This window comes from Rhodococcus sp. ACPA1, from assembly GCF_002300195.1.
Lineage (GTDB): Bacteria > Actinomycetota > Actinomycetes > Mycobacteriales > Mycobacteriaceae > Rhodococcus_F > Rhodococcus_F opacus.
Map to the genome: position 1 here is coordinate 338,932 of NZ_NSDX01000012.1, position 20,957 is coordinate 359,888.

Annotated in this window: 19 protein-coding genes; 7 read left to right on the forward strand and 12 right to left on the reverse strand. The window is 68.1% G+C overall.

Annotation, left to right across the window (positions count from 1 at the left end; all coding sequences use genetic code 11):
• Window positions 1-43 precede the first annotated feature (43 nt).
• Together CJ177_RS40660 and CJ177_RS40665 are read right to left on the reverse strand one after the other, a co-directional pair.
• Window positions 44-499: a tellurite resistance TerB family protein gene (locus tag CJ177_RS40660; protein ID WP_095870363.1), complete on the reverse strand. Its 456-nt coding sequence runs from the start codon at window positions 497-499 to the stop codon at window positions 44-46.
• A gap of 111 nt (window positions 500-610) precedes the next feature.
• Window positions 611-1,354, reverse strand: a complete 744-nt coding sequence (locus CJ177_RS40665; RefSeq protein WP_095870364.1) for a DUF429 domain-containing protein — start codon at window positions 1,352-1,354, stop codon at window positions 611-613.
• A 144-nt stretch (window positions 1,355-1,498) separates the two neighbouring features.
• On the opposite strand from CJ177_RS40665, the gene CJ177_RS40670 reads away from it, so the two are divergent.
• Window positions 1,499-2,911 (forward strand): cytosine permease, encoded by a 1,413-nt coding sequence (locus tag CJ177_RS40670; RefSeq protein WP_095870365.1) that lies wholly within the window; start codon window positions 1,499-1,501, stop codon window positions 2,909-2,911.
• A gap of 161 nt (window positions 2,912-3,072) precedes the next feature.
• On the forward strand, window positions 3,073-3,480 hold the full coding sequence (locus CJ177_RS40675; RefSeq protein WP_025433064.1) for a VOC family protein: 408 nt from the start codon (window positions 3,073-3,075) through the stop codon (window positions 3,478-3,480).
• Here CJ177_RS40675 and CJ177_RS40680 read toward each other — a convergent pair.
• From CJ177_RS40680 to CJ177_RS40700, 5 genes are read right to left on the reverse strand one after another with little or no spacing between them, the layout of a single operon-like run.
• Window positions 3,477-4,631: a M20 family metallopeptidase gene (locus CJ177_RS40680; RefSeq protein WP_005252438.1), complete on the reverse strand. Its 1,155-nt coding sequence runs from the start codon at window positions 4,629-4,631 to the stop codon at window positions 3,477-3,479. The genes CJ177_RS40675 and CJ177_RS40680 overlap by 4 nt on opposite strands.
• The gene (locus CJ177_RS40685) at window positions 4,628-5,299 is read right to left on the reverse strand and encodes a DUF1028 domain-containing protein (RefSeq protein ID WP_061044394.1); all 672 of its coding nucleotides are present in this window, start codon (window positions 5,297-5,299) and stop codon (window positions 4,628-4,630) included. The genes CJ177_RS40680 and CJ177_RS40685 overlap by 4 nt, the downstream gene beginning before the upstream one ends.
• Window positions 5,296-5,709 (reverse strand): RidA family protein, encoded by a 414-nt coding sequence (locus CJ177_RS40690; protein WP_005252433.1) that lies wholly within the window; start codon window positions 5,707-5,709, stop codon window positions 5,296-5,298. The genes CJ177_RS40685 and CJ177_RS40690 overlap by 4 nt, the downstream gene beginning before the upstream one ends.
• Window positions 5,706-7,166: a 4-hydroxyphenylacetate 3-hydroxylase family protein gene (locus CJ177_RS40695; protein WP_005252432.1), complete on the reverse strand. Its 1,461-nt coding sequence runs from the start codon at window positions 7,164-7,166 to the stop codon at window positions 5,706-5,708. The genes CJ177_RS40690 and CJ177_RS40695 overlap by 4 nt, the downstream gene beginning before the upstream one ends.
• A complete protein-coding gene (locus CJ177_RS40700; protein WP_095870366.1) occupies window positions 7,163-7,783 on the reverse strand; it encodes a flavin reductase family protein in 621 nt (206 codons plus the stop codon). The genes CJ177_RS40695 and CJ177_RS40700 overlap by 4 nt, the downstream gene beginning before the upstream one ends.
• 193 nt (window positions 7,784-7,976) lie before the next feature.
• On the opposite strand from CJ177_RS40700, the gene CJ177_RS40705 reads away from it, so the two are divergent.
• Window positions 7,977-8,882, forward strand: coding sequence for a dienelactone hydrolase family protein (locus tag CJ177_RS40705; protein ID WP_061044474.1), 906 nt, complete (start codon window positions 7,977-7,979; stop codon window positions 8,880-8,882).
• Here CJ177_RS40705 and CJ177_RS40710 read toward each other — a convergent pair.
• Entirely contained in the window at window positions 8,840-9,517 is a 678-nt protein-coding gene (locus CJ177_RS40710) for a YrhK family protein (RefSeq protein WP_005252427.1), read from the reverse strand. The two genes, CJ177_RS40705 and CJ177_RS40710, sit on opposite strands and share 43 nt — an antisense overlap.
• Window positions 9,518-9,636: 119 nt before the next feature.
• Between CJ177_RS40710 and CJ177_RS40715 the strand changes: the two genes are divergently transcribed.
• Complete coding sequence (locus CJ177_RS40715; RefSeq protein ID WP_061699707.1) at window positions 9,637-10,845, forward strand: enhanced intracellular survival protein Eis; 1,209 nt, start codon at window positions 9,637-9,639, stop codon at window positions 10,843-10,845.
• On the opposite strand, the gene CJ177_RS40720 is transcribed toward CJ177_RS40715, so the two are convergent.
• The 4 genes from CJ177_RS40720 to CJ177_RS40735 form a co-directional block, all read right to left on the reverse strand.
• Complete coding sequence (locus tag CJ177_RS40720) at window positions 10,842-11,768, reverse strand: LysR family transcriptional regulator (RefSeq protein WP_005252424.1); 927 nt, start codon at window positions 11,766-11,768, stop codon at window positions 10,842-10,844. The genes CJ177_RS40715 and CJ177_RS40720 overlap by 4 nt on opposite strands.
• Window positions 11,769-11,854: 86 nt before the next feature.
• Window positions 11,855-13,396 (reverse strand): APC family permease, encoded by a 1,542-nt coding sequence (locus CJ177_RS40725; protein WP_095870367.1) that lies wholly within the window; start codon window positions 13,394-13,396, stop codon window positions 11,855-11,857.
• A 68-nt stretch (window positions 13,397-13,464) separates the two neighbouring features.
• On the reverse strand, window positions 13,465-15,129 hold the full coding sequence (locus tag CJ177_RS40730) for an amidohydrolase (RefSeq protein ID WP_061699705.1): 1,665 nt from the start codon (window positions 15,127-15,129) through the stop codon (window positions 13,465-13,467).
• Window positions 15,126-16,553: a cytosine permease gene (locus CJ177_RS40735; RefSeq protein ID WP_061699704.1), complete on the reverse strand. Its 1,428-nt coding sequence runs from the start codon at window positions 16,551-16,553 to the stop codon at window positions 15,126-15,128. Before CJ177_RS40735 ends, CJ177_RS40730 begins: the two co-directional genes overlap by 4 nt.
• A 226-nt stretch (window positions 16,554-16,779) precedes the next feature.
• Here CJ177_RS40735 and CJ177_RS40740 point away from each other — a divergent pair, with 226 nt between their 5' ends.
• Genes CJ177_RS40740 through CJ177_RS40750 form a run of 3 tightly spaced genes read left to right on the forward strand, consistent with a single transcriptional unit; the run spans window position 16,780 to window position 20,805 of the window.
• Window positions 16,780-18,897, forward strand: coding sequence for an FAD-dependent oxidoreductase (locus tag CJ177_RS40740; protein ID WP_095870420.1), 2,118 nt, complete (start codon window positions 16,780-16,782; stop codon window positions 18,895-18,897).
• A gap of 11 nt (window positions 18,898-18,908) precedes the next feature.
• Entirely contained in the window at window positions 18,909-19,274 is a 366-nt protein-coding gene (locus CJ177_RS40745; protein WP_061699703.1) for a cupin domain-containing protein, read from the forward strand.
• A 34-nt stretch (window positions 19,275-19,308) separates the two neighbouring features.
• Complete coding sequence (locus CJ177_RS40750; protein ID WP_005252419.1) at window positions 19,309-20,805, forward strand: aldehyde dehydrogenase; 1,497 nt, start codon at window positions 19,309-19,311, stop codon at window positions 20,803-20,805.
• Window positions 20,806-20,957 lie beyond the last annotated feature (152 nt).

Genomic DNA, 20,957 nt, shown 5'->3' on the forward strand with positions numbered 1-20,957 from the left:
GCGTCGGTGACGCGCCCGTGAGCCGGGCGCGTCACCTGTCACCTCAGAGTTCGAATTCCGCCGGGGCGATGCCGACGGCGAAACAGGCGTCCCGCACCACGTTTCGCTCGTGCTGGTCGAAGTTGCCGTCGGCGCCACCGATGACGATGCCGATCTGGATGACGGCACGTGCCTGATCCTGCTTGGACTTCAGCTTCGCGATGGTGGCGGTGGCCTCGATCTTGCCGAACCCGAAATCGGACTGCAGCTTGCTGCAGTACCAGTCGAACTTCTGGCTCAACTCGTCCGACGGGAACACACTCAGCGCCTCGTTGCTGGTGATCAGCGCCGCGGTCTTCTGACGCTCGGACGGGTCGATGGTCCCGTCCGCAGCGGCGATGAGGGCGCACATGGCCATGCTGGCGTTGGCGAACTCCTTGTTCTGGAACTGTGCCGTCTTGGTCTTGAGCTGGCCGTTCATCTCGAACGCCTTTGCCTTCAGCTGATCCCAGAAAGCCATTGGACTCCTTCTTCGTGTGCCCACGCACGGTGCGTGTGGTGTCCAATTTGCCAGGTTTCACCCGACGGCGTCGCCGCGGTCGGCCTACCAGCGCAGTCGCAGGAATCGCCGCTAGGGCCGCAGCGACTGCAGCCCTCCCGTCGGCACGTGGATCCACCCCTCCCGTTCGGCGATGGCGCGGTCGTCGCCTTCCGGTAGTGCTGTGCAGCCGACGGCCGCGGCCCGCGCGATGACGGCGGCCAGCACGGCGTCGAGGGCGTCGTCCGATTCGCGGCAGATCGTCTGGAATTCACCGAGATCCATCCAGTCCGCGGCCGTCAGGAGCGCGTCGACCAACTCCCCCAGCGTCACCCGGTTCTGTGCGCTCTTGTATCCGCGCGACACCAGCCCCCAGGTGCGCAGCGCGGCCGCCGGATACGCCTCGACCACGCGGCCGTCGACGCGACCGACGTCGACCCCGAAGTCACCGAGTTCGGCGAGGATTCCGGCGCAGCGCAACGCGACATGCGCGATGAGATCGGCCGACACACTGAGCGGGGATATCCCCGTCGCGGCCTGCACCACGAGGTCGGTGCGCCGCTTGGTCAGCGGTCGACGCCCGTCGCGGTTGGCGAGACCGCTGGTCGCGGACAGTCGGCCGGCGTGATGGTCGGTCACCATCCGGACGAACGCGTCGGGCCAGCCGAACGGTGCATCGATACCGGTCCTGTCGCACGCCAGCACGGCCTCGGTGACGGCGTCGTTCCCGGCTCCCAGCCGGACGGACTCGACGCGGGCCACACCGCCGGACCAGTCGATGATCGCCACAGCCGTCTTCTTCGGTTCGGCCGCCAGGTCGACTCCCACGGTGCGCATCGTCCCAGGCTAGTCCGACCTGCTGAATCAGAAGAAGTGATGCAACGCATCAGTTAGTTGTTCTGTACAGATTCACTGCCTCCGACCATTGTGGTCTCCACTACTCGACCTAGAAGTGGCGCACTTGCGCCGTTCGGAGGATTGATGCCCGACACCCCCGTCGCCCCGATGCTGGAGAAGCACACCATCGGGTTCGTCCCGGAATCCGATCGCCACGGCAAGGTTCGTGATCTGTTCACGCTGTGGTTCGGCGGCAACCTCGCCCCGCTCCCGATCGTGACCGGTGCCCTCGGCCCCAGCCTGTTCGGACTCTCGCTGTGGTGGAGCCTCGTCGCGTTCGTCGTCGGACATCTCGCCGGGGGCGCCCTGATGGCGTTGCATTCGGCGCAGGGACCTCAGATGGGAATCCCCCAGATGATCCAGAGCCGCGGACAGTTCGGCACGTTCGGGGCGCTCATCATCGTGGTGATCGCCGCCGTCATGTATCTCGGCTTCTTCTCGTCGAACATCGTCCTGGCAGGCCAGTCGATGCACGGGATCGCGAACGGCATACCCGTGGACGTGGGGATCGTGGCCGGCGCTCTCGGCTCCGCCGTCATCTGCATCGTCGGCTACCGGTTGATCCACATCCTCAACCGCATCGGAACCTGGGTCCTCGGAATCGGAATCCTGGTGGGCTTCTTCGCCATCCTCACCGGCGACCTGCCGTCGGACTTCCTCACGCGGGGCGACTTCAACTTCGCCGGTTGGCTGGCCACCGTGTCACTCGGCGCACTCTGGCAGATCGCGTTCGCACCCTACGTCTCCGACTACTCGCGGTACCTCCCCAAGGACGTGGGCGTGCCGTCGACGTTCTGGGCGACGTACCTCGGGTGCACCCTCGGCTCGTTCCTCGCCTTCGCGTTCGGCGCGGTCGTCACGTTAGCCGCACCGATCGGCATGGGCACGATGGACGGCGTCAAGGCGACGACGGGAAGCCTCGGCAGCGTCATGCTGGTGCTGTTCCTGCTCAGCGTGATCAGCCACAACGCGCTGAACCTGTACGGCGCCGTCCTCGCCATCATCACGTCGGTCCAGACGTTCCGCGCCCGCTGGATTCCGACCGCCCGCGCCCGGGTGATCCTCTCGACGATCATCCTCGTCGCGGCCTCCGTCGTCGCCATCGCGCTGTCGGCCGACTTCGTGTCGCACTTCGTCGATCTGGTGGTCGTGCTTCTCGTGGTGCTGGTGCCGTGGACGGCGATCAACCTCATCGACTTCTACATCATCCACAAGGGCGTCTACGACCTCGAGTCGATCTTCCGCTTCGACGGCGGCATCTACGGCCGCTTCAACTGGACGGCCATCACCGCCTACCTGCTCGGCATCGTCGTCCAGATTCCGTTCATGGCCACGTCGCTCTACACGGGCCCGGTGTCCGCGTTCCTCGGCGGCGCCGACCTGTCGTGGGTGGCCGGGCTGGTGGTGACCGGGCCCATCTACCTGCTCCTGGCGCGGCGCGGTTCGACCGGAGCGAAGACCGCCTCCGGCGCTGCATCTGTGCCCGCCCGGCTGTAGTCCCCGAACACCGCGCCGCCCGAGCCTGTTACAGGCTCGGGCGGCGCGGTGTTCAACCCCTGTCCGCTCGGGCAGGGTTTCGCATTTGTCCACCACCCGGCGGCGCCGGCTCGTTAGGGTCGAAAAAGAGACCGTTCCACCGGAGAAGAGAGTTGTCGCAGATGTCCAATTTCCCGGGCCTCACCCACGTCGCGATCACCGTGTCCGACCTACCGGCCAGCACCGCCTGGTACACCGCACTGTTCGGATCTGCCCCCGTCCTCGACGAGGACGAGGAATCGGGGACCTTCCACCACACGGTGTTCGCGCTCGACGGCGGCATGCTCTTCGGCCTGCACACGCACCCAGACAGCGGCGCTCCCGCACGGTTCGACGAACGGCAGGTCGGACTCGATCACATCGCGTTCCAGTGTTCGCCCGACGCACTGCCCCGGTGGGTGGAGCGGCTCGATGCCCTCGGCATCGAGCACGGGGGCATCAAGACAGCGCACTACGGTTCGGGCATCTCGTTCCGCGACCCCGACAACATCGCGCTCGAATTCTTTGCCCCACCCGTGAGTACTTCTTAACGTCGGGCGGTTAACAAGTACTCACGGGCGGCGGAGCCGCAGGCGTCGAGCAGGGTCAGGGCGAGGGCCAGTGCGCCGTCGACGGCCGCCCGGTCTGCAGCGGACGCGGCGCTGGCCGCGGCGAACTCGGCCTGATGGTTGACCGCGGGCGCCGAGTCGATGCCGATGTAGGGGTGGATCGCGGGAATCACCTGCGAGACGTTGCCCATGTCGGTGGAGGCCCGGTTCATCAGCGAGTCCGCGCCGGTGCGGAACACGCGGCCCAGTCCCTCCGCGTGCCGGACGTACGACGCGAGCAGCGCTTCGTCGGTGCGGAACTCCGAGTACGGTTCGCTTTCCGGGGCGATGGTCAGTTCACAGCCGGTTGCGACGGCGCCGGCCTCGAAGCAGCGGGCCACGCGGGGCTCGATGCGGGCCAGCTCCTCCAGCGTCTCCGCCCGCACGTACCAGCGACCTTCGGTGCGCTGGGGAATGGCGTTGGGCGCCTCTCCCCCGCGGGTCATCATCCCGTGCACTCGCGTGCTCGACGGAAGCTGTTGGCGGAGAAGCCCGATGGCGACCTGCGCCACCGTGAACGCGTCGGCCGCGTTGACACCCCGTTCGGGGTACGCGGCGGCGTGTGCCGCCTTGCCGTCGTACCGGATGTGGCTGTGGGACACCGCGTACGGTTCGGCCCGGGCGACGTCGACCGGGCCGGGGTGGGCCATGACGGCGGCATGGACGCCCTCGAACGCACCGCGTTTCAACATGTCGATCTTGCCGCCCCCGCCTTCCTCGGCGGGGGTGCCGAGCACCGACAGGGTGATGCCGAGGTCGTCGACGAGCGGGGCGAGAGCCAGCGCCGTCCCCACCGAGATGGCGGAGATGACGTTGTGTCCGCACGCGTGCCCGAGCCCGGGGAGCGCGTCGTATTCCGCGCAGACCGCGAGGTGCAGCGGTCCGGAACCGACGTGCGCGCGGAACGCGGTGGGCAGACCGACGTACTGCTGCTCGACCGTGAAACCGGCGTCCGACAGCACCCCGGCCACCCGCACGCACGAGCGTTCCTCCTCCCACGCGACCTCCGGGTGGGCGTGGAGGTCGTGCGACAGAGCCAGGATCCGGTCTTCCGCCCTCCTGGCTCCGTCACGAACCGCGGCGTCGGCGCTCACAGGTCCCCCGGCACGCCGTAGGACGGGGCGGCCGTCGGATCGACACCGCGCACCCGGTAGTCCCGCTTCTGCGGCTCCCACACCGTCCACAGCCGGCGCAGTTCGCCGACCGGGTCGTCGTGCCAGTCGACGCGCAGATCGGTGACTGGCCAGGGCACGTCCTCGACCACCTGGATTCCCGCCGAGTGCACGGGCCCCGCCTCCCCACCGGCGGTGACCGCCGCGGTGAGTCCGTCGAGCAGTCTGCCCTCGAACGTCGGGGCGGTACTCGACACGTAGCCGAACAGCAGCGACCGGATGACGCCTTCGTCGCGGAGCATGTTGCCGGCGACGGCGGCGCCGCTGCCCTGCGCACTGCTGTGGATGCCCAACGTCTGCGCGCCCGAGTGCACGGCGGTGCCGCCGCCCGGATCGACGACGACGACCTGGCGGTACTCCGGGAACTTCTCCTGCGCGAGTGCGCTTTTCAGCGCGGTCTCGGCATTCGCACCCGAGGCGAGCGCGTCGAGGCCGACCGGTCCCAGCTGCGGATTGGTCACGTTCTGGGAGGCGACGACGCCGACCCCGGACCGCACGTGCAGGCAGCGTGCGGCCACGGCGGGGCTCGAGGAGCAGACGACCATCCCGAACGCGCCCCCGGAATCACGGGCGACGAGTGAGAACGTCATGAGCTGATCACTGCCGTCGCGTCGATCTCGACGAGCCATTCGGGCCGGGCGAGGGCGTCGACGACGATGCCGGTGGACACGGGGTGCACACCCTTCAGCCAGCGTCCGACCACTCGGTAGACGGTCTCGCGGTACCGGACGTCCACCAGGTAGATGGTGACCTTGACGACGTCCTCCAGCCGGCTGCCCGATTCCTTCAGCAGCATCGCGATGTTCGCCATCGCCTTCTCGGCCTGGGCCTCGACGTCGCCGACTCCCACCGACTCCCGGGTGTCGAGGTCCTGTCCGATCTGCCCGCGGAGATACACGACTCCGCCGGCGACGACGGCCTGTGCGAGGTCGTTGTCGAGGTTCTGTTCCGGGTACGTGTCACGGGTGTTGAACGGGCGGACGCGGGTGTGGGTGGTCATGCCGCACCTCCGTCGACGTTGTCCGACAGTCCCGCTGCGGCCTTGACCAGCCCGAGTGGACCGTCGAAGTCGAAGTTGCGGTAGACGGCGGCGAGCTGTGCGAAAGGCGGCGACTGGGCGAAGAGCTGGAACGTCAGGCGATGTCCCGCGTAATCGCTGTTGAGCAGGTCGCGGGCGAACGCGAGCAGCTTGCGACGGTCGTCGGCCACCCAGTTGTCGTTGATGGAGTAGAACTTCTCCAGCCACGGCGCGACGTCGGGGTCGGCGAACGTGGCGGCGTCCGGGGTGATGCAGATCTGGCCGCCGCACAGTTCGCGGGCGATGTGCATCATCGCGGGCAGCTGGCTGAGCGCCATCACCCGGCCGGTGTAGAGCAGGGACTGGTTGGGCATGAGCAGGCCGCCGGGGCTGGGCTCGGCGAGGGAGATGGCCGCGGTGAGGTGGGCGTTGATCGTCTCCCGGTAGCAGGCGAGCTGCGCGAGCTTCTCCTGCACCGCCTGCTGCTTCTCGAGCCCGCTCTGCTTGACGTTCCAGAGTGCGGATCCGATCATCAGATCGGCCAGGTGCAGGGTGCGTTGCACGAATGGGAACGCGCTGTAGCGGTGCAGGGTGGAGCGGATGAACGTGGCCGCCCGGGTGTGCCGGTAGAACAACACGTCTTCCCAGGGGATCTCGACGTTGTCGAACACGACGAGGGACTCGACCTCGTCGACGCGGTTGGCGAGCGGGTAGTCGGCGGACGGCGCGCGGCCGGCGAACCCGTTGCGGGAGATGTACTTCAGCCCCGGCGCACCCATGTCGAGCACGAATCCGACGGCGTAGTCGGACAGTTCGCTGTTGCCCCAGTTGGCGATGGTCGGTTTGGTGAACGCCTGGTTGGAGTAGGCGGCGGCGGTCTCGTACTTCGCGCCGCGCACGACGATGCCGTTGTCGGTCTCCTTCACGACGTGCAGGAGCATGTCGGGGTCCTGATCCTGCGGCGCCTTGGACCGGTCGCCCTTGGGGTCGGTGTTCGCCGACACGTGGAACGGGTCCTCCCGGACCGACCGGTCCAGGTGGCGACGGATGTTCTCCGAGAAGCGCGGGTCGACCTCGTTGAGGACGTCCTGACCGTCGAACAGCGACCACATCTCGCCGATGGTCTCGTCACCGACGCGGGTGACCACGCCCCGGGTGTCCTCGAGTACCAGGTCGACGGCGGCGCGCTTGTCGAGCCAGTCCTGCTGCGTGCGGGGAAGCTTGTTGGCGATGGCGTTGCGTTCGCCGGATTCGGGATCGACGTAGGTCATCGCGTCCTGCGTGGCCTCGTCGTGTGCGAGGTCGTAGATGCGTGCCCGCACGTCGACGATCGGCTTGAACATGGGGTGGTTGGCCACGTCCTTGACGCGTTCCCCGGCGACCCAGACCTCGCGGCCGTCCCTGATGGACTCCCTGTATTCGTCACCGGTGCGGATCATTTCGTGCTCCTGGTCCTCGGCGCGGGGTGTGCGTCCGGGTAGTCGGGAAAGGTGGAAGGTTCGAACGCTGCGGGCTTGCTGTAGGTGTGGGAGGCGTACACGAGCGGTTCGCCGGGGTGTGCCTCCACGGCGGCGACGCGCCCGATGTAGACGCGGTGGGTGCCGGCCTCGATGACATCGTGGACGGTGCAGTCGAACGACGCGATCGCGTCGTGGACGCGGGGTGAGCCGGATTCGGCCACGGTCCAGTGCCCGCAGGTGAAGTCCCACCGCTGCTTGCCGGGCCAGGGGCGGCCGGCGAAGGTGTCTGCGACGTGATCGTGCTGGGTGGCAAGCACATTGACGCAGAAGACGCCGTTCTCGGAGATCGCGTCGTTGACCGGGCTTCGTCCGTGCAGGCAGACCAGCACCAGCGCCGGGTCGGCCGAGACGGAGCACATTGCGCTCACGGTCTGTGCGGCGCGCCCGCCGGGGCCGTCGGTCGCGACGACGGTGACTCCGGTGGCGACGGCGCCCATGGCCGCGACGAAGTTCACGGTCGAGCTGTCCGGCATCGGTGGGGCCACCGATGTTCGGGCCGTCGTTTCGACGGCTGTGTGACGGTCAGCGATCGGCATGACGGGCTCCTTTCTATGTGCGGTGAGCGGGGAGTTCGTGACGTTGCACCAATCTTGAGGTCCCCAGTGAAATCTGTACAACACAGATAAGTGGCGCACTGCATAAGGAAAAGTGATGAATCGGGAACCGATGCCGATCACGACTTCGACCAGGGATAATTCCCTACATCAGCCGATGCGGACGGGGACGATCATGACGCCACTGCAACGCTATATCGCCGAAGAGATCGCAATCGACCATGCCGACGGGCTGCTGTCCCGCCGCGAGGCGTTGCGAAGACTCGGCCTCATCGGTCTCGGCGTGGCGGCGGCGTCCTCGCTGCTCGCCGCGTGTTCCACCGACAGCGACGAGTCGCCGACCTCGGCGCCGGTGACACCCGGCGGAGCGACGCCCCCGCCACCGGGCGCGGCCGACGCCGTCGGGACCGAAGCCGTGACGTTCCCCGGCCCGGACGGCCGGGTCCTGCAGGGTGCGTGGGCCGACGCGGCCTCGCCCCGCGGAACGGTCCTCGTCATACACGAGAACAAGGGCCTGACCGACCACATTCGTTCGGTGGCGGGACGATTCGCGGGTGCCGGCTACTCCGCCCTCGCCCTCGACCTGCTCTCGGAAGAGGGCGGGACCGCGACGTTCACCGATCAGGCGCAGGCCACCGCCGCGCTGGCCACCGTGCCGCCGGCACGCTTCGTCGCCGACATGAAGGCCGGTATCGACGAACTCGGGCGACGGGTGCCGGACAAGAAGATGGCGGCGGTCGGGTTCTGCTTCGGCGGCGGGATGGTGTGGCAACTCCTCGCGTCCGGCGAGCCGCGGCTGGCGGCGGCGGTCCCCTTCTACGGTCCTCTGCCCGAGGGCGCCGACTTCTCCGGGTCGAAGGCCGCGGTCCTCGCCATCTACGCGGAATTGGACGCCCGGGTGAACGCGTCCCGCGACGCCGCGGCCGCCGCACTCGCGAAGGCGGGGCTACCGCACGAGATCGTCACGGTTCCGGGTGCCGATCACGCGTTCTTCAACGACACCGGGCCCCGCTACAACGCGACCGCGGCAGCCGAGGCCTACGAACGTGTCCTCGCCTGGTTCGGCGAATACCTGGGGTGAGGCGGGCGCATCAGCAGTGCGGCCACGAGGAAGCAGACCGCGCCCACGAACGTGCCCAGATCGGCGATCGTCGCGTTCTTCAGCGCGTCGGTGCCGGGCACGATGTACGCGCCGACCGCGGACACCCCGAACGCTATCGACCCGATCATGTTCAGCCAGGTGCTGCGCCAGTTGCGGGCATGCGGATCCCACAGCTTGTCGGTTTCGGTGGTGGCCACCACCGCCAGACCGCTGGCGACGAGGAACGCCGTCGACCCGAAGAGGTCGGGACTCCACCCCCACACCCGGTCCTGTTCGACGGTGAGGCTCTGGATCAGCACGACCCCGGTACTCACGTTGAACAGCAGGGTGCCGACGAACTGGATCAGCGCCGCCCACCAGTCGTAGCGTTCGACCGTCGCGGATTCCTCCCCGGGCACCGGCCTGCCGCTGAGCCGCAGCTGGATGAATCCGGCGGTGGTGAAGAACAGCGATCCGACGAAGTAGGTGATGTTGTCGATCTCGGGGCCGACCGCCTGCCCGTACACCCGTGTGGCCGCCATCCCGAACAGGAAGGAGCCGATGACGAATCCCCAGGACTCCCGACGCAGCCGGAGCGTTCGGCGAGGTGCGGACGAGGTGTGGTCACTCGACACCGTGACGTCACCCCCTCACCGGTCGGCAAGGTCTCAGACTCTCCGAAGACACGCACCGGGTCAAGGTCGGACGCCGAAATTCGGCTGCGCGTCCACGTGGGGTGTGCCAGTGTCGGGACATGACGACGACCACCGCCGGCATCACGATCAGAACGGCGACCGAACAGGACTGGCCGAAGATCACCCTGCTCAACGAGATCTGCTTCGTGACACCGCAGACCGAGGAGTTCACCGCCCACTGGAAGCAACTCGTCAGCGGCGCGCCGCCGATCATCGCGCTCGACGAGGACGCGGTGGTCGGCGCCACCATGGACATCCCCATGACCGTCACCGTTCCCGGTGGCGAAGGCGTTCCCGCGGCGGGCGTCACCGCGGTGACGGTCGCGCCCACCCATCGCCGCCGCGGCCTCCTGCGCGCGCTCTACACCGAACATCACACCCGCATCCGGACGTCGGGTGTCCCGCTGTCGCTCCTCACCGCCAGCGAGGGCGGGATCTACGGCCGCTTCGGGTACGGACCCGCGACGGTCGAGACCACGTCGAGCATCGACCGCCGGTTCGCTGTGCCGCACCCGAAGGCACCGGACCCGGGTGGTGTGCGGATGGTCCATCCCGCGGAGGCCCGGGTGGCGTTCACCGACGTCTACGACCGCTGGCAACGGGTGACCCCGGGGGCGCAGGTCCGGCCCGGGATCGTGTGGAATCGGATCTTCGCCGACCGCGAGAGCGAGCGCGGCGGCGGCACAAGCCTGTTCGGGCTCGTCCATGACGACGGCTACGTGCTCTACCGTCGCGTGTCCGGCGACAACGGAACCGTCGCCCGGGTGGAGGAGATCCGCACGGTCACGCGGGACGCGCACGCGGCGTTGTGGCGGGCACTGCTCGGCCTGGACCTCGTGCGCCGCATCGAAGCGCACCTCACCCCCGAGGACCCGCTGCCGTATCTGCTGACCGACGGCCGGCTGGTGCGCACCACCTCGCGCCACGACGAGCTGTGGGTCCGGATCATGGACGTGCCCGCCGCCCTCGAGGCCCGCAGGTACCGAACAGACCTCGACGTCGTGATCCAGGTCGACGACGGGTTCCTGGACGCCGGTGGGCGGTTCGCGCTGACTGTGCGGGACGGCACCGCGATGTGCACCGCGACCGCCTCCGCCCCGCAGGTGGTGCTCGACCTGGACGTGCTGGGCAGCCTGTATCTCGGCGCCCACCGGGCACGCACGTTCGCGGCCGCGAACCGGCTGCAGGCTGCGGACCCCGACGTCCTCGACCGTGTCGATCACGCCTTCGGCGCCGACCGCGACGCCCAGATGGGGTGGCCGTTCTAGCGGCCCGAACCGGCCTGTTTCGCGAACACGGCGCGCGCCCGTTCGGCGACGGCCCGGGCCCGCGCCGTGCTCCGCACACCCTTCAGCCGGGCGAGCACCACGGGGAGGCCGGGGACGTCGTCGGCGATCGGCAGCGTCGCGACGCGTCCGCCGTCGTAGGTCCGGCCCTCGGCGGGCCGCTGGTTGAGGATCGAGAAGCCGTGGCCGCGGGCGACGAGCCCGCGCACCGTTTCGTAGCTCGCGGACCGGTACCGGACCACCGGCGTGACCCCCGCCGCCGACAGCATCGCCAGGAAGTAGTCACGGCTGCTCGGCAGGTCCAGCAACACCATGGGTTCGCCCTCGAGGTCGGCGAGGGTGATCGCGTCGTGTCCGGCCAGCCGGTGGTCCGGCGGAAGGATGACGTGCGGTCGGGCGACCCCGAGCGTCTCCGTCTCCATGTCGTCGCCCAGCCCGAGATCGTAGGTCAGGGCCAGCTCCGCGGTGCCGTTGCGCAGCGCCGACCGCACCGCCTCCGCCTGCGTCTCGACCACCTCGACCTCCAGGTCGGGGTGCTGATCACGCAGGTCCGAGATCAGTGTCGGGAGGATGAACGGGGTGAGGGTGACGAAGCAGGCCAGGCGCACCGTTCCCCGGACGTTGTCCTCGTGGCCGCGCGCCGCGTCGAGAACCTCACCGAGGTGGGCGAGGACGCTGCGGGTGTCGCGGAGCATCTCCTCACCCGCCGCGGTGAGGACCAGTCCGCGGGACCGTTGCCGGATGAAGAGCTGGGTGCCGATCTGGTGCTCGAGTTGGGAGATCGCCGAGGAGACTGCCGACTGCGCGACCATCAGTTCGTCGGCGGCCTTCGTCATACTGGAGAAGTTCGCGGCCTCGACGAAATACCTGAGCTGGGTGAACGTCACGTCGGGTCGTCGTTGCATGCGCTCTCCTCGGGATCTGAGGCCACCAGGATTGCAGGTCTCCGACCGGGGAGCCACCCACGACACACGCGGCGGCCGCGACACCGTCAGCGGATGTCGGCGTTCACGAGGTCGGGATCCCGCTCCGATCCGGGGCCGTCCTCCCGGGCGGGGCGCGGGCCGCTCTCGGACCGCACGGACTTGCCGCGCACGTATCCGACGGCGCCAAGGAGCGCGAGCACGGCCAGCGTCCCGAGGGTGAACAGTTCGAACGTCCCCTGGCTCACTCCCCAGATCTCCTCGAAGTCGTAGTCCAGGCCAAACACCGATTCCAGGGTTCCGGGGAAGACCGCCACCCAGGAGCCGAGCAGCACCCACGCGAAGCAGAGGATGCCGAGCACGCGGAAGCCCGCGTTTCCGGTGGGAACCCGAAAGGGCCGCACGACGTCCGGGAAACGGGTGCGCAGGCGGACCGCCGAGGGGATGACGATCAGGTAGCTGAGCAGGAACGTCGAGATCGAGATGGTGAGCACGACCGCGAAGATGGAACCCCCGGAGCCGGTGATCTGCATGGCCGCGATCATGAAGACGGTGGCGACGAGTCCGGACAGGAAGTTGACGCGCACCGGCGTTCCGAGACGCGGATGGAAGCGGCCGAAGAACCCGCCGAAGAACGCGCCGTCGGCCGCGGCCATGGCCTGCATGCGGTCGCTGATGATCATCCACGCCGCGCCCTGGGTCATCAGGATGACCGCGAAGATCACCCCGGTCACGGTGAGCATGGCGGGTGCGGCGGGACCGTAGACGCTGTACACGGTCGCGACTGCCTCGAGAAGTCCGCCGACACCGGTGATGTCGTCTGCGGGGACGACGAGCAGGATGGCGAAGATCGGCAGCAGGTAGGACGCGGCGGCAATGGCGCAGGCGCGGGCGATCGAGATCGGGACGTCGCGGGCAGGGTTCTTCATCTCCCCGGCGGCGCTGTTTCCGGATTCGAAGCCGAGGTAGGAGAACAGCAGCAGCGGCGTCACCCCGAGGAGCCCGGTCAGGGTGGGGCTGAAGTCGCCCGCCGAGATGCCGGCGAATCCGTTCTTCGCGGCGTAGATGCCGGTGGTGACGAGGAAGAACAGCAGGAAGACGATCTTGAGGAACGCGCCGACCGTCGGAATCCATTTGCCGCGTGCCAGACTCACGACGGCCGCGAGCACCGTCAGCCAGATGAAGACCAGTTTGAACAGGTAGTCCGTCACCGATCCTTCCTCGAACGCGGTGACGTAGTGGTTCCAGGTCTCCGCGGCGATGAACGCCATGGACCCGCCGACCCACACGGGCTGGGTCACCCACGTCAGCAGCGATGCGAGGGCGGCGAGGGGCCGGCCGAACGCTCTCCGGACCCACACGTACACACCGCCCTCGCCGGTGAACGTGCTGCCGATCTCGGCGAAGATGAGGCCGTACGGCAGCAGGAAGAACACCGCGAGAACCAGTGCCCAGGTGAAGGTCTCCGCACCGAACGTGGAGACCTGACCGAGGACCTCGACCGACACCACCGCCGCGACGATGAGGAAGACGATGTCGAAACGGCCGAGTGACTTCTGGAGATGTTGTGTCTGTTCGTCCGCCAGGGCGGTGGGGGTGTTGTCGCTCATCGATGTACCTCGTTGCTGGAGCCGATGGGAATGTGCTTGCGCGCTCTGGGTTTTCAGTCGGCCGGTTTTCAGTCGGCGCGGTAGACGGTCCGCCCCTCCACCATGGTCAGGGTGGGGCGTATCGTGCTGACGTCTTCGGCGGCGAAGACGTCCTGGTCGAGGAGAACAAGATCGGCCAGTTTGCCGACCTCGACGGTGCCGGTGACGTGGTCGAGGTGGTTGGCGTACGCCGAGCCGAGCGTGTAGGCCTCGATAGCGGTCCGGAGATCGAGTGCCTGATCCGGACCCAGCGGCACGGTGCGGGCCTCGTCCCCGATCGCGTGCGGATCGTCCTTCGGACCGGTCCTGGTGACGGCGGTGTGAATCGCCCAGAGCGGATTGGGGTCGGTCACCGGCCAGTCGCTGCCCATCGCGAGGCGCGCCCCGCTGCCGTGCAGCGACCGGAAGGGGAAGTGCCACTTCTCGCGTTCGGCGCCGAGGAGCGGCAACTTGCGCTCGACGATCTCCGTGTCGCGTCGCGCCCACAGCGCCTGGATGTTCGCGATCACACCGAGTTCGGCGAATCGCGGAATGTCCTCGGGATCCACGACATCCAGGTGCGCGATCTGGTGCCGCCCGTCCGACTGCGGGTGGGACCGGATGCCGAATTCGAGTGCGTCGAGGCATTCGCGGACCGCGCGGTCGCCGACGGCGTGCATGTGGATCTGGAACTGATCTCCGACGAGTGCGTCGACCACCTTGGCCAGATCGTCCGGTTCGATGAACGACGCGCCCAGCGCCTCCGCACCGGCGGCGACGCTCGTGTACGGGCTGAGCATCGCGGCGGTGCAGTTCTCGCAGATGCCGTCCTGCATCACCTTCACGGTGGTCGCGTGGAACCGCGTCGTGCCGCTCTGCGCGCGTCGTGCCCGGATGTCGTCGAGTTGCGCGAGGCCGCGGTCGGCCGACCACCACAGTGCGCCGATCACCCGGGCGGTCAGCGTCCGATCGGCGTCCAGCCGCAGGTAGGAACCGAGGTTGTCCGGGAATCCGAACAGCGGGATACCGACGCCGGCGTCCTGCCAGGCGGTGATTCCGAGCGAATGCAGGTGGCTCTGCGCGGCCAGCAGTGCCTCGTCCATGACGTCGTCGGTGATCGGCGGGAGCAGACCGGTGACCAGTTCGCCGGCCTTCTCGACCAGGATTCCGGTGGCCACGCCTGCCGCGTCCCGATCGATCCGGCCGCCGTCGGGATCGGCGGTGGCCGAGTCGATGCCGGCGACCGCGAGGGCGCGGCTGTTCACCCAGACACCGTGCCCGTCGTGGCTGGTGAACACTGCCGGCCGGTCGGGAATTACGGTGTCGAGGTCGTGTCGCATCGGAAGCCCGCCCGGGAAGGCGTCGCCGTACCAGCCGTTCCCGGTGACCCAGGCCTCGCCCGTGTGAGCGTCCGCGTAGTCCCGGATGGCGCGGAGGTACCGTTCCCGCGAATGCGGTTCGCGGGACAGGTCGCACGTGAGGCCCTGGATGCCTGCGGCCACCGGGTGGACGTGCGCGTCCTGGAATCCCGGCAGGAGGCTGCCGCCCTGCATGTCGACCACTTCGGTTGCCGGACCAACGAACTCGGGGAGGCCGCCGCGGCCGACGTGCACGATTCTGCCGGACTGCACGGCCACCGCATCCGCGGGCGCGGCGTCGGCGCTCAGGAACACGGACCCGTTGACGAATACCGTGTCCGCGAGGATGGTGCTCATCGGTTCACCAGTTCTTCCGTGAGGGTGGGCGCCGGCGACGACACGACGGTCCGCCGGGCCAGCACGTAGTAAAGGACACCGGATACGAGCAGTCCCGCGCACCAGGCCACGTCGACTCCGCCGAGGTCCTCGGCGAACGGTCCGGTGAAGGACGGGGTGACGGCGAACGGGATCTGGACGACGATGCCGACGGCGTACACGGCCAGCGCGGTCGTGTTCCACTGCCCGTAGATTCCGCCGTCCGCGGCGAAGAACGAGTCGACGTCGTAGTCACCGTGCTTGACCAGGAAGTAGTCGACGAGGTTGATGGCCGACCACGGAATCAGCACGTAGAGAAGGAGCGTGATGAAGTTCGTGAAGTTGGTGAGGAAGCTGCCCTGTCCGAGGATCGACATTCCGAGACCGAGGACGTGGAGGGCGATCGTCGCGATCAATCGACCGCGGACCCCGGGCAACCAACCCCGGACGAACGTTTCGATCAGGGTGAGGGCGTTGAGCATCGCGCAGTAGATGTTGCCCGCGTTGGTGCTCGCCGAGGCGAGGGCGAAGCAGAACAGCACGGTGGGGCCGAAGCCGCCGAGCAACCCGTCGAGACCGCTCATCGCGTCGGCTTCGGCGGAGAGCGCACCCACGAGGGCGCCGAGGGTCATCATCAGCGAGCCGCTGAGCACCGATCCGCCGTAGGTTCCCCAGAACGCTCCCCGCACACCCGTTTTCGATGGCATGTACCGGGAGAAGTCGGAAACGTAGGGAGCGAACGCGATCTGCCAGACCGCTCCGACCGCCACCATCGAGAAGAATCCGGCGGAGGTGAAGCTGCCGGCGGACAGCGCACCGGACGGAATGCCGTCGGCGATGATCCACACGAACGACGCGGCCCCGAGGATTCCGATGACGACGGCCCAGAAGCTGACGAGGATCTTGATCAGCCGAAGGCCGACCGCGGAGATGACGAGGCTGATCGCCACGGCGAGCCAGATGCCCGTGTTCACGGAGATCGACGGGACCACCTGATGGATGGCCTGTGCACCGACGACGACATTGGAGACGAAGAAGCCCATGAACATGACGAGGGCGACGACGACGACGAAGGCGGCGCCCCTGGCTCCGAACTGGCCGCGCGCCTGCAGCATCTGCGGGACGCCCAGTTCGGGGCCCTGCGACGCGTGCAGTCCCATGAAGATGCCGCCGAACACGTTGCCCACGAGGACAGCCGTGACGGCCCACCAGAAGCTGAGACCGAACACGGCGGTCGCGAGAGCGCCGGTCACGACCGTCAACGGCAGCATGCTGACGCCGAGCCAGATGCCGAACAGTCCCCAGCCGGTCCCGTTCCGGTCGGCCGCGGGGACGGGTCCGATCGTGTGTCGCTCGAGTAGGCCGCCGCGCGCTGTTTCAGCGGCTGCGGGCGAATCTGTGGTCATGACGTCTCTCTCGTTGCAGTGATGCCGGTCACTACTCTCGTCCGCACCCAGCAAATCTGTACAGCACAAATATCCGGGGTACTGCATCAGTTCTCCAGATGCCGAGGCCGCCACGGGGGCATCTGAAAAACTGATGCAGTGGCACGGAAAGATCCTGTTGACTGTTGTGGTCGCGCGGACCGACGATTCTGGCACTGCACGAACCGAACAGCGTGAGGAACCCACCGTGCGTGATCCGCGATACGACATCCTTTTCGAACCGGTCAAGATCGGACCGGTCACCGCCCGCAACAGATTCTTCCAAGTCCCGCACTGCAACGGCATGGGCTACCGCGACCCCTCCGGCGAGGCGTACATGCGGCGTGTCAAGGCCGAGGGCGGCTGGGCCGTCGTCTGCACCGAGCAGGTCGAGATCCACCCCACCTCGGACATCGGCCCGTTCATCGAACTGCGCCTGTGGGACGACCAGGACCTGCCTGCCCTGACCCGGATCTCCGAGAAGATTCACGAGGGCGGCTCCCTCGCAGGCATCGAACTCGCCCACAACGGCCTGAACAGTCCCAACCTGATCAGCCGCGAGACCCCGCTCGGCCCGCAGAATCTGCCCGTCGTCTCCTGGAACTACGACCCCGTCCAAGCCAGGGCGATGACCAAGTCGGACATCGCCGGCCTCCGGCACTGGCACAAGGAGGCGGTGCGCCGGTCGTTGAAGGCCGAATACGACATCGTCTACGTGTACGCCGGGCACGCGATCGGCGGCCTGCACCACTTCCTCTCCCGCCGCTACAACAACCGGTCGGACGAGTACGGCGGCAGCCTGACCAACCGGGTTCGCCTGCTCCGCGAGATCCTCGAGGACTCCCGCGAGGTCGCCGACGGGAAAGCCGCCGTCGCGTGCCGCATCTCGGTCGACGAACTCCTCGGCGACGAAGGGATCACCCGCAGCGAGATCGAGGACGTGATCGGTCTGCTCGGCGAGATCCCCGATCTGTGGGACTTCGTGCTGGGCAGCTGGGAGGACGACTCCGTCACCTCGCGGTTCGGTCCCGAGGCGGAGCAGGAACCGTATGTCCGCGGGCTGAAGCAACTCACCACGAAACCCGTCGTCGGCGTCGGCCGCTTCACCTCGCCCGACACGATGCTGCACCAGGTCAAGAGCGGCATCCTGGACTTCATCGGGGCGGCCCGCCCCTCGATCGCCGACCCGTACCTTCCCCGCAAGATCGAGGAGGGGAACCTCGAGGACATCCGGGAGTGCATCGGTTGCAACATCTGCGTGTCCGGCGACTTCACGATGTCCCCGATCCGCTGCACCCAGAACCCGACGATGGGCGAGGAGTTCCGGCGCGGCTGGCACCCGGAGCGGATCAAGGTCCGCTCGACCGATTCGAACGTCCTCGTGGTCGGCGCCGGCCCCGCCGGACTCGAGGCTGCCCGTGCACTCGGGCAACGCGGTTACAACGTCAGCCTCGCCGAGGCGAGCAGGCAACTCGGCGGTCGTGTGACCCGCGAGTCCAAGCTGCCCGGACTGTCCGCGTGGATCCGCGTGGTCGACTACCGCGAACAGCAACTCCGCAAGCTCCCCAACGTGGACGTGTTCATGGAGAGCGAGATGACCGCCGACGACGTCATCGAGAATGACTTCCACCACGTCGTCGTCGCCACCGGTTCGCACTGGCGCCGCGACGGCGTCGGCCGGTGGCACACCCACGCCGTCCCCGTCGACGAGCACGCCGACGTCCTGACCCCCGACGACGTGATGGCGGGGCTCCGCCCCCGGGGCAACAAGGTCGTGCTCTTCGACGACGACCACTACTACCTCGGTGCGGTCGTCGCCGAACTCCTCGCCAAGGAGGGATTCGACGTCACCCTGATCACCCCGGCCGCGCACGTGTCGCAGTGGACGACGAACACCATGGAGGTGGTACGGATCCGCAAGCGAATCATCAAGGCCGGTGTGCACGTTCAGGTGAACCGCGCCGTCACCGCGGTCACCGCCCAGTGTGTGCGCACGGTGTGCGCGTTCACCGGCGACGAGCAGTTCGTCGACGCGGACAGCGTCGTCCTCGTCACCGCGCGCCTCCCGAAGGACGGACTGTTCCACGAACTGCAGTCGCGTGAACCCGAATGGGCCGGCGCCGACCTGCGCAGTGTCCGCGGCATCGGCGACGCCTGGGCTCCGTCCACCATCGCGGCCGCGGTCTGGTCCGGGCACCGGTACGCCGAGGAACTGGACGAACCGCCGGCCCCGGGTCCGGTCGCCTTCCGGCGAGAAGTCACCGGACTGTCCATCGAAACCGTCGAGAAATTCTCCGTCCCCCCGCTCGCCACCGCACAGAACTGAGGAACACCACCATGACCGCAGTCCATCCGATCCCGACCGACGCCCGGAACATCGCGGCGATGACGCCCAGCGCGTACGTCACCGCGGACACGCTCCGGGCGGGTGACCCGAAGGAACACGAGATGGTTCACCTGAGCAGCGGAGACGACAAGTTCACCGTCGGCTCCTGGCGCGCCGAGCCGTACAGCGAGTACATCGAGTCCTACCCGGGCAACGAATACACCCGGGTGCTGGAGGGTTCGGTGACGTTGACAGCGGACGACGGCGTCGCACACACCTTCGGACCCGGCGACGCGTTCACCCTGACCAAGGGGTGGCGCGGCGAGTACCGCGTCGACGAGCCCCTGCTCAAACAGTTCGCCATCTATGTTCCCTGATCGCACACCACCACTTTCGAGCCGAGGGATGACGATGCCTGATCCGACCACACTCGCCGACTGGACCCGGCTCGCCGCGACGATCACGCCGCGCCGGGAGCTCTTCATCGACGGCGCGTTCCGTCCCGCCAAGTCGGACGAGACGTTCGACTCGATCAACCCGGCCACCGGTGAACTGCTGGCCCGGGTGTCGGCCGCGGACGCCCCGGACGTCGATGCCGCGGTCAGGTCTGCGCGCGAGGCATTCGACTCGGGTATCTGGTCGCGGAGCCCGGCGTCCCACCGCAAACGGGTTCTGCTCAGGCTCGCCGAGCTGATCCTCGAACACCGCCACGAGCTCGCGCTGCTCGACTCCCTCGACATGGGCAAGCTCGTGGTGGAGGCGCTGAATGTCGACGTCCCCTCGGCCGCCGAGCTTTTCACGTTCTACGCCGAGGCCCTCGACAAGATCGGCGGGGAGATCGCGCCCACCGATCCCGGGAGTCTCGCGCTCGTCTCCCGCGAACCCCTCGGGGTCGTCGGGGCGGTGGTCCCGTGGAACTTCCCACTCGACCTCGCGGTGTGGAAGCTCGCGCCCGCCCTCGCGGCGGGCAACAGCGTCGTCCTCAAACCTGCCGAGCAGGCCCCCCTGTCGGTGCTGCGGCTGGCCGAGCTCGCCGCCGAGGCGGGACTCCCCGACGGCGTGCTCAGTGTGGTGCCGGGACTCGGCGCCGAGGCCGGCGCGTCGCTGGGCCTGCACCCCGACGTGGACGTCATCGCCTTCACCGGTTCGACCGAGACCGGGAAGCGGTTCCTCCGGTACGCGGCGGATTCGAACCTGAAGCAGGTCTGGCTCGAATGCGGAGGGAAGAGCCCGAACCTTGTCTTCGCGGACGCCGACCTCGACGAGGCGGTGGAGAAGGCGGTGTTCGGTGCGTTCTACAACCAGGGCGCGGTGTGCTCGGCCAACTCCCGGCTGCTGGTCGAGGCGTCGGTGGCCGAACAGGTGACCGAGGCCCTGGTCCGCCGGGCGTCGTCGATCCGCCCCGGCAATCCGCTCGATCCCGCCTCCACGCTGGGCGCGATCGTCGACGAGATCCACGCTCACACCGTGACGGGGTTCATCGACCGCGCCCGGTCCGACGGCCGGGTGCTGCTGGGCGGCAACAGGACCACCGTCGACGGCCGCGGATCCTTCGTCGAACCGACGATCTTCGCGGACGTCGCACCCACGGCCGAGGTGGTGACGCAGGAGGTGTTCGGACCCGTCCTCACCGTCCAGACGTTCACCGACGAGGCCGAGGCCGTCCGGATGGGCAACGACAGCATCTACGGGCTGGCCGCCTCGGTGTGGACCGAGAACCTGAACCGGGCGCACCGCGTCGCCGCGGCACTGCGGGCGGGAAGCGTCTCCGTCAACACCGTCGACGCCATCAGCGCGCAGACCCCGTTCGGCGGGTTCAAACAGTCCGGGTTCGGCCGCGACCTCTCCCTGCACGCGTTGGACAAGTACACCGGACTGAAGACGACGTGGATCCGGCTGCGGCAGTGAGCGTCACGACACCGGGTTGAGCTCCCGACCTCGCCGGGCGAATGTACCCGTCGGCGCTGCCGAGGCGCCCGAAGGTACATTCGCCCCGAAACGTGGCACCCCACGTGGGCACGTCGAGCCGCTATGCTGGCGCCATGTCTGCCCCCGCCCCT

Coding starts and splice junctions, on each gene's coding strand:
- CJ177_RS40685 (WP_061044394.1), bottom strand. CDS start 5,299: ATGACGTTCTCACTCGTCGCCCGTGATTCCGGGGGCGCGTTCGGGATG.
- CJ177_RS40690 (WP_005252433.1), bottom strand. CDS start 5,709: ATGACCACCCACACCCGCGTCCGCCCGTTCAACACCCGTGACACGTAC.
- CJ177_RS40665 (WP_095870364.1), bottom strand. CDS start 1,354: ATGCGCACCGTGGGAGTCGACCTGGCGGCCGAACCGAAGAAGACGGCT.
- CJ177_RS40695 (WP_005252432.1), bottom strand. CDS start 7,166: ATGATCCGCACCGGTGACGAATACAGGGAGTCCATCAGGGACGGCCGC.
- CJ177_RS40720 (WP_005252424.1), bottom strand. CDS start 11,768: ATGCAACGACGACCCGACGTGACGTTCACCCAGCTCAGGTATTTCGTC.
- CJ177_RS40745 (WP_061699703.1), top strand. CDS start 18,909: ATGACCGCAGTCCATCCGATCCCGACCGACGCCCGGAACATCGCGGCG.
- CJ177_RS40715 (WP_061699707.1), top strand. CDS start 9,637: ATGACGACGACCACCGCCGGCATCACGATCAGAACGGCGACCGAACAG.
- CJ177_RS40660 (WP_095870363.1), bottom strand. CDS start 499: ATGGCTTTCTGGGATCAGCTGAAGGCAAAGGCGTTCGAGATGAACGGC.
- CJ177_RS40735 (WP_061699704.1), bottom strand. CDS start 16,553: ATGACCACAGATTCGCCCGCAGCCGCTGAAACAGCGCGCGGCGGCCTA.
- CJ177_RS40675 (WP_025433064.1), top strand. CDS start 3,073: ATGTCCAATTTCCCGGGCCTCACCCACGTCGCGATCACCGTGTCCGAC.
- CJ177_RS40705 (WP_061044474.1), top strand. CDS start 7,977: ATGACGCCACTGCAACGCTATATCGCCGAAGAGATCGCAATCGACCAT.
- CJ177_RS40700 (WP_095870366.1), bottom strand. CDS start 7,783: ATGCCGATCGCTGACCGTCACACAGCCGTCGAAACGACGGCCCGAACA.
- CJ177_RS40750 (WP_005252419.1), top strand. CDS start 19,309: ATGCCTGATCCGACCACACTCGCCGACTGGACCCGGCTCGCCGCGACG.
- CJ177_RS40670 (WP_095870365.1), top strand. CDS start 1,499: ATGCCCGACACCCCCGTCGCCCCGATGCTGGAGAAGCACACCATCGGG.
- CJ177_RS40730 (WP_061699705.1), bottom strand. CDS start 15,129: ATGAGCACCATCCTCGCGGACACGGTATTCGTCAACGGGTCCGTGTTC.
- CJ177_RS40725 (WP_095870367.1), bottom strand. CDS start 13,396: ATGAGCGACAACACCCCCACCGCCCTGGCGGACGAACAGACACAACAT.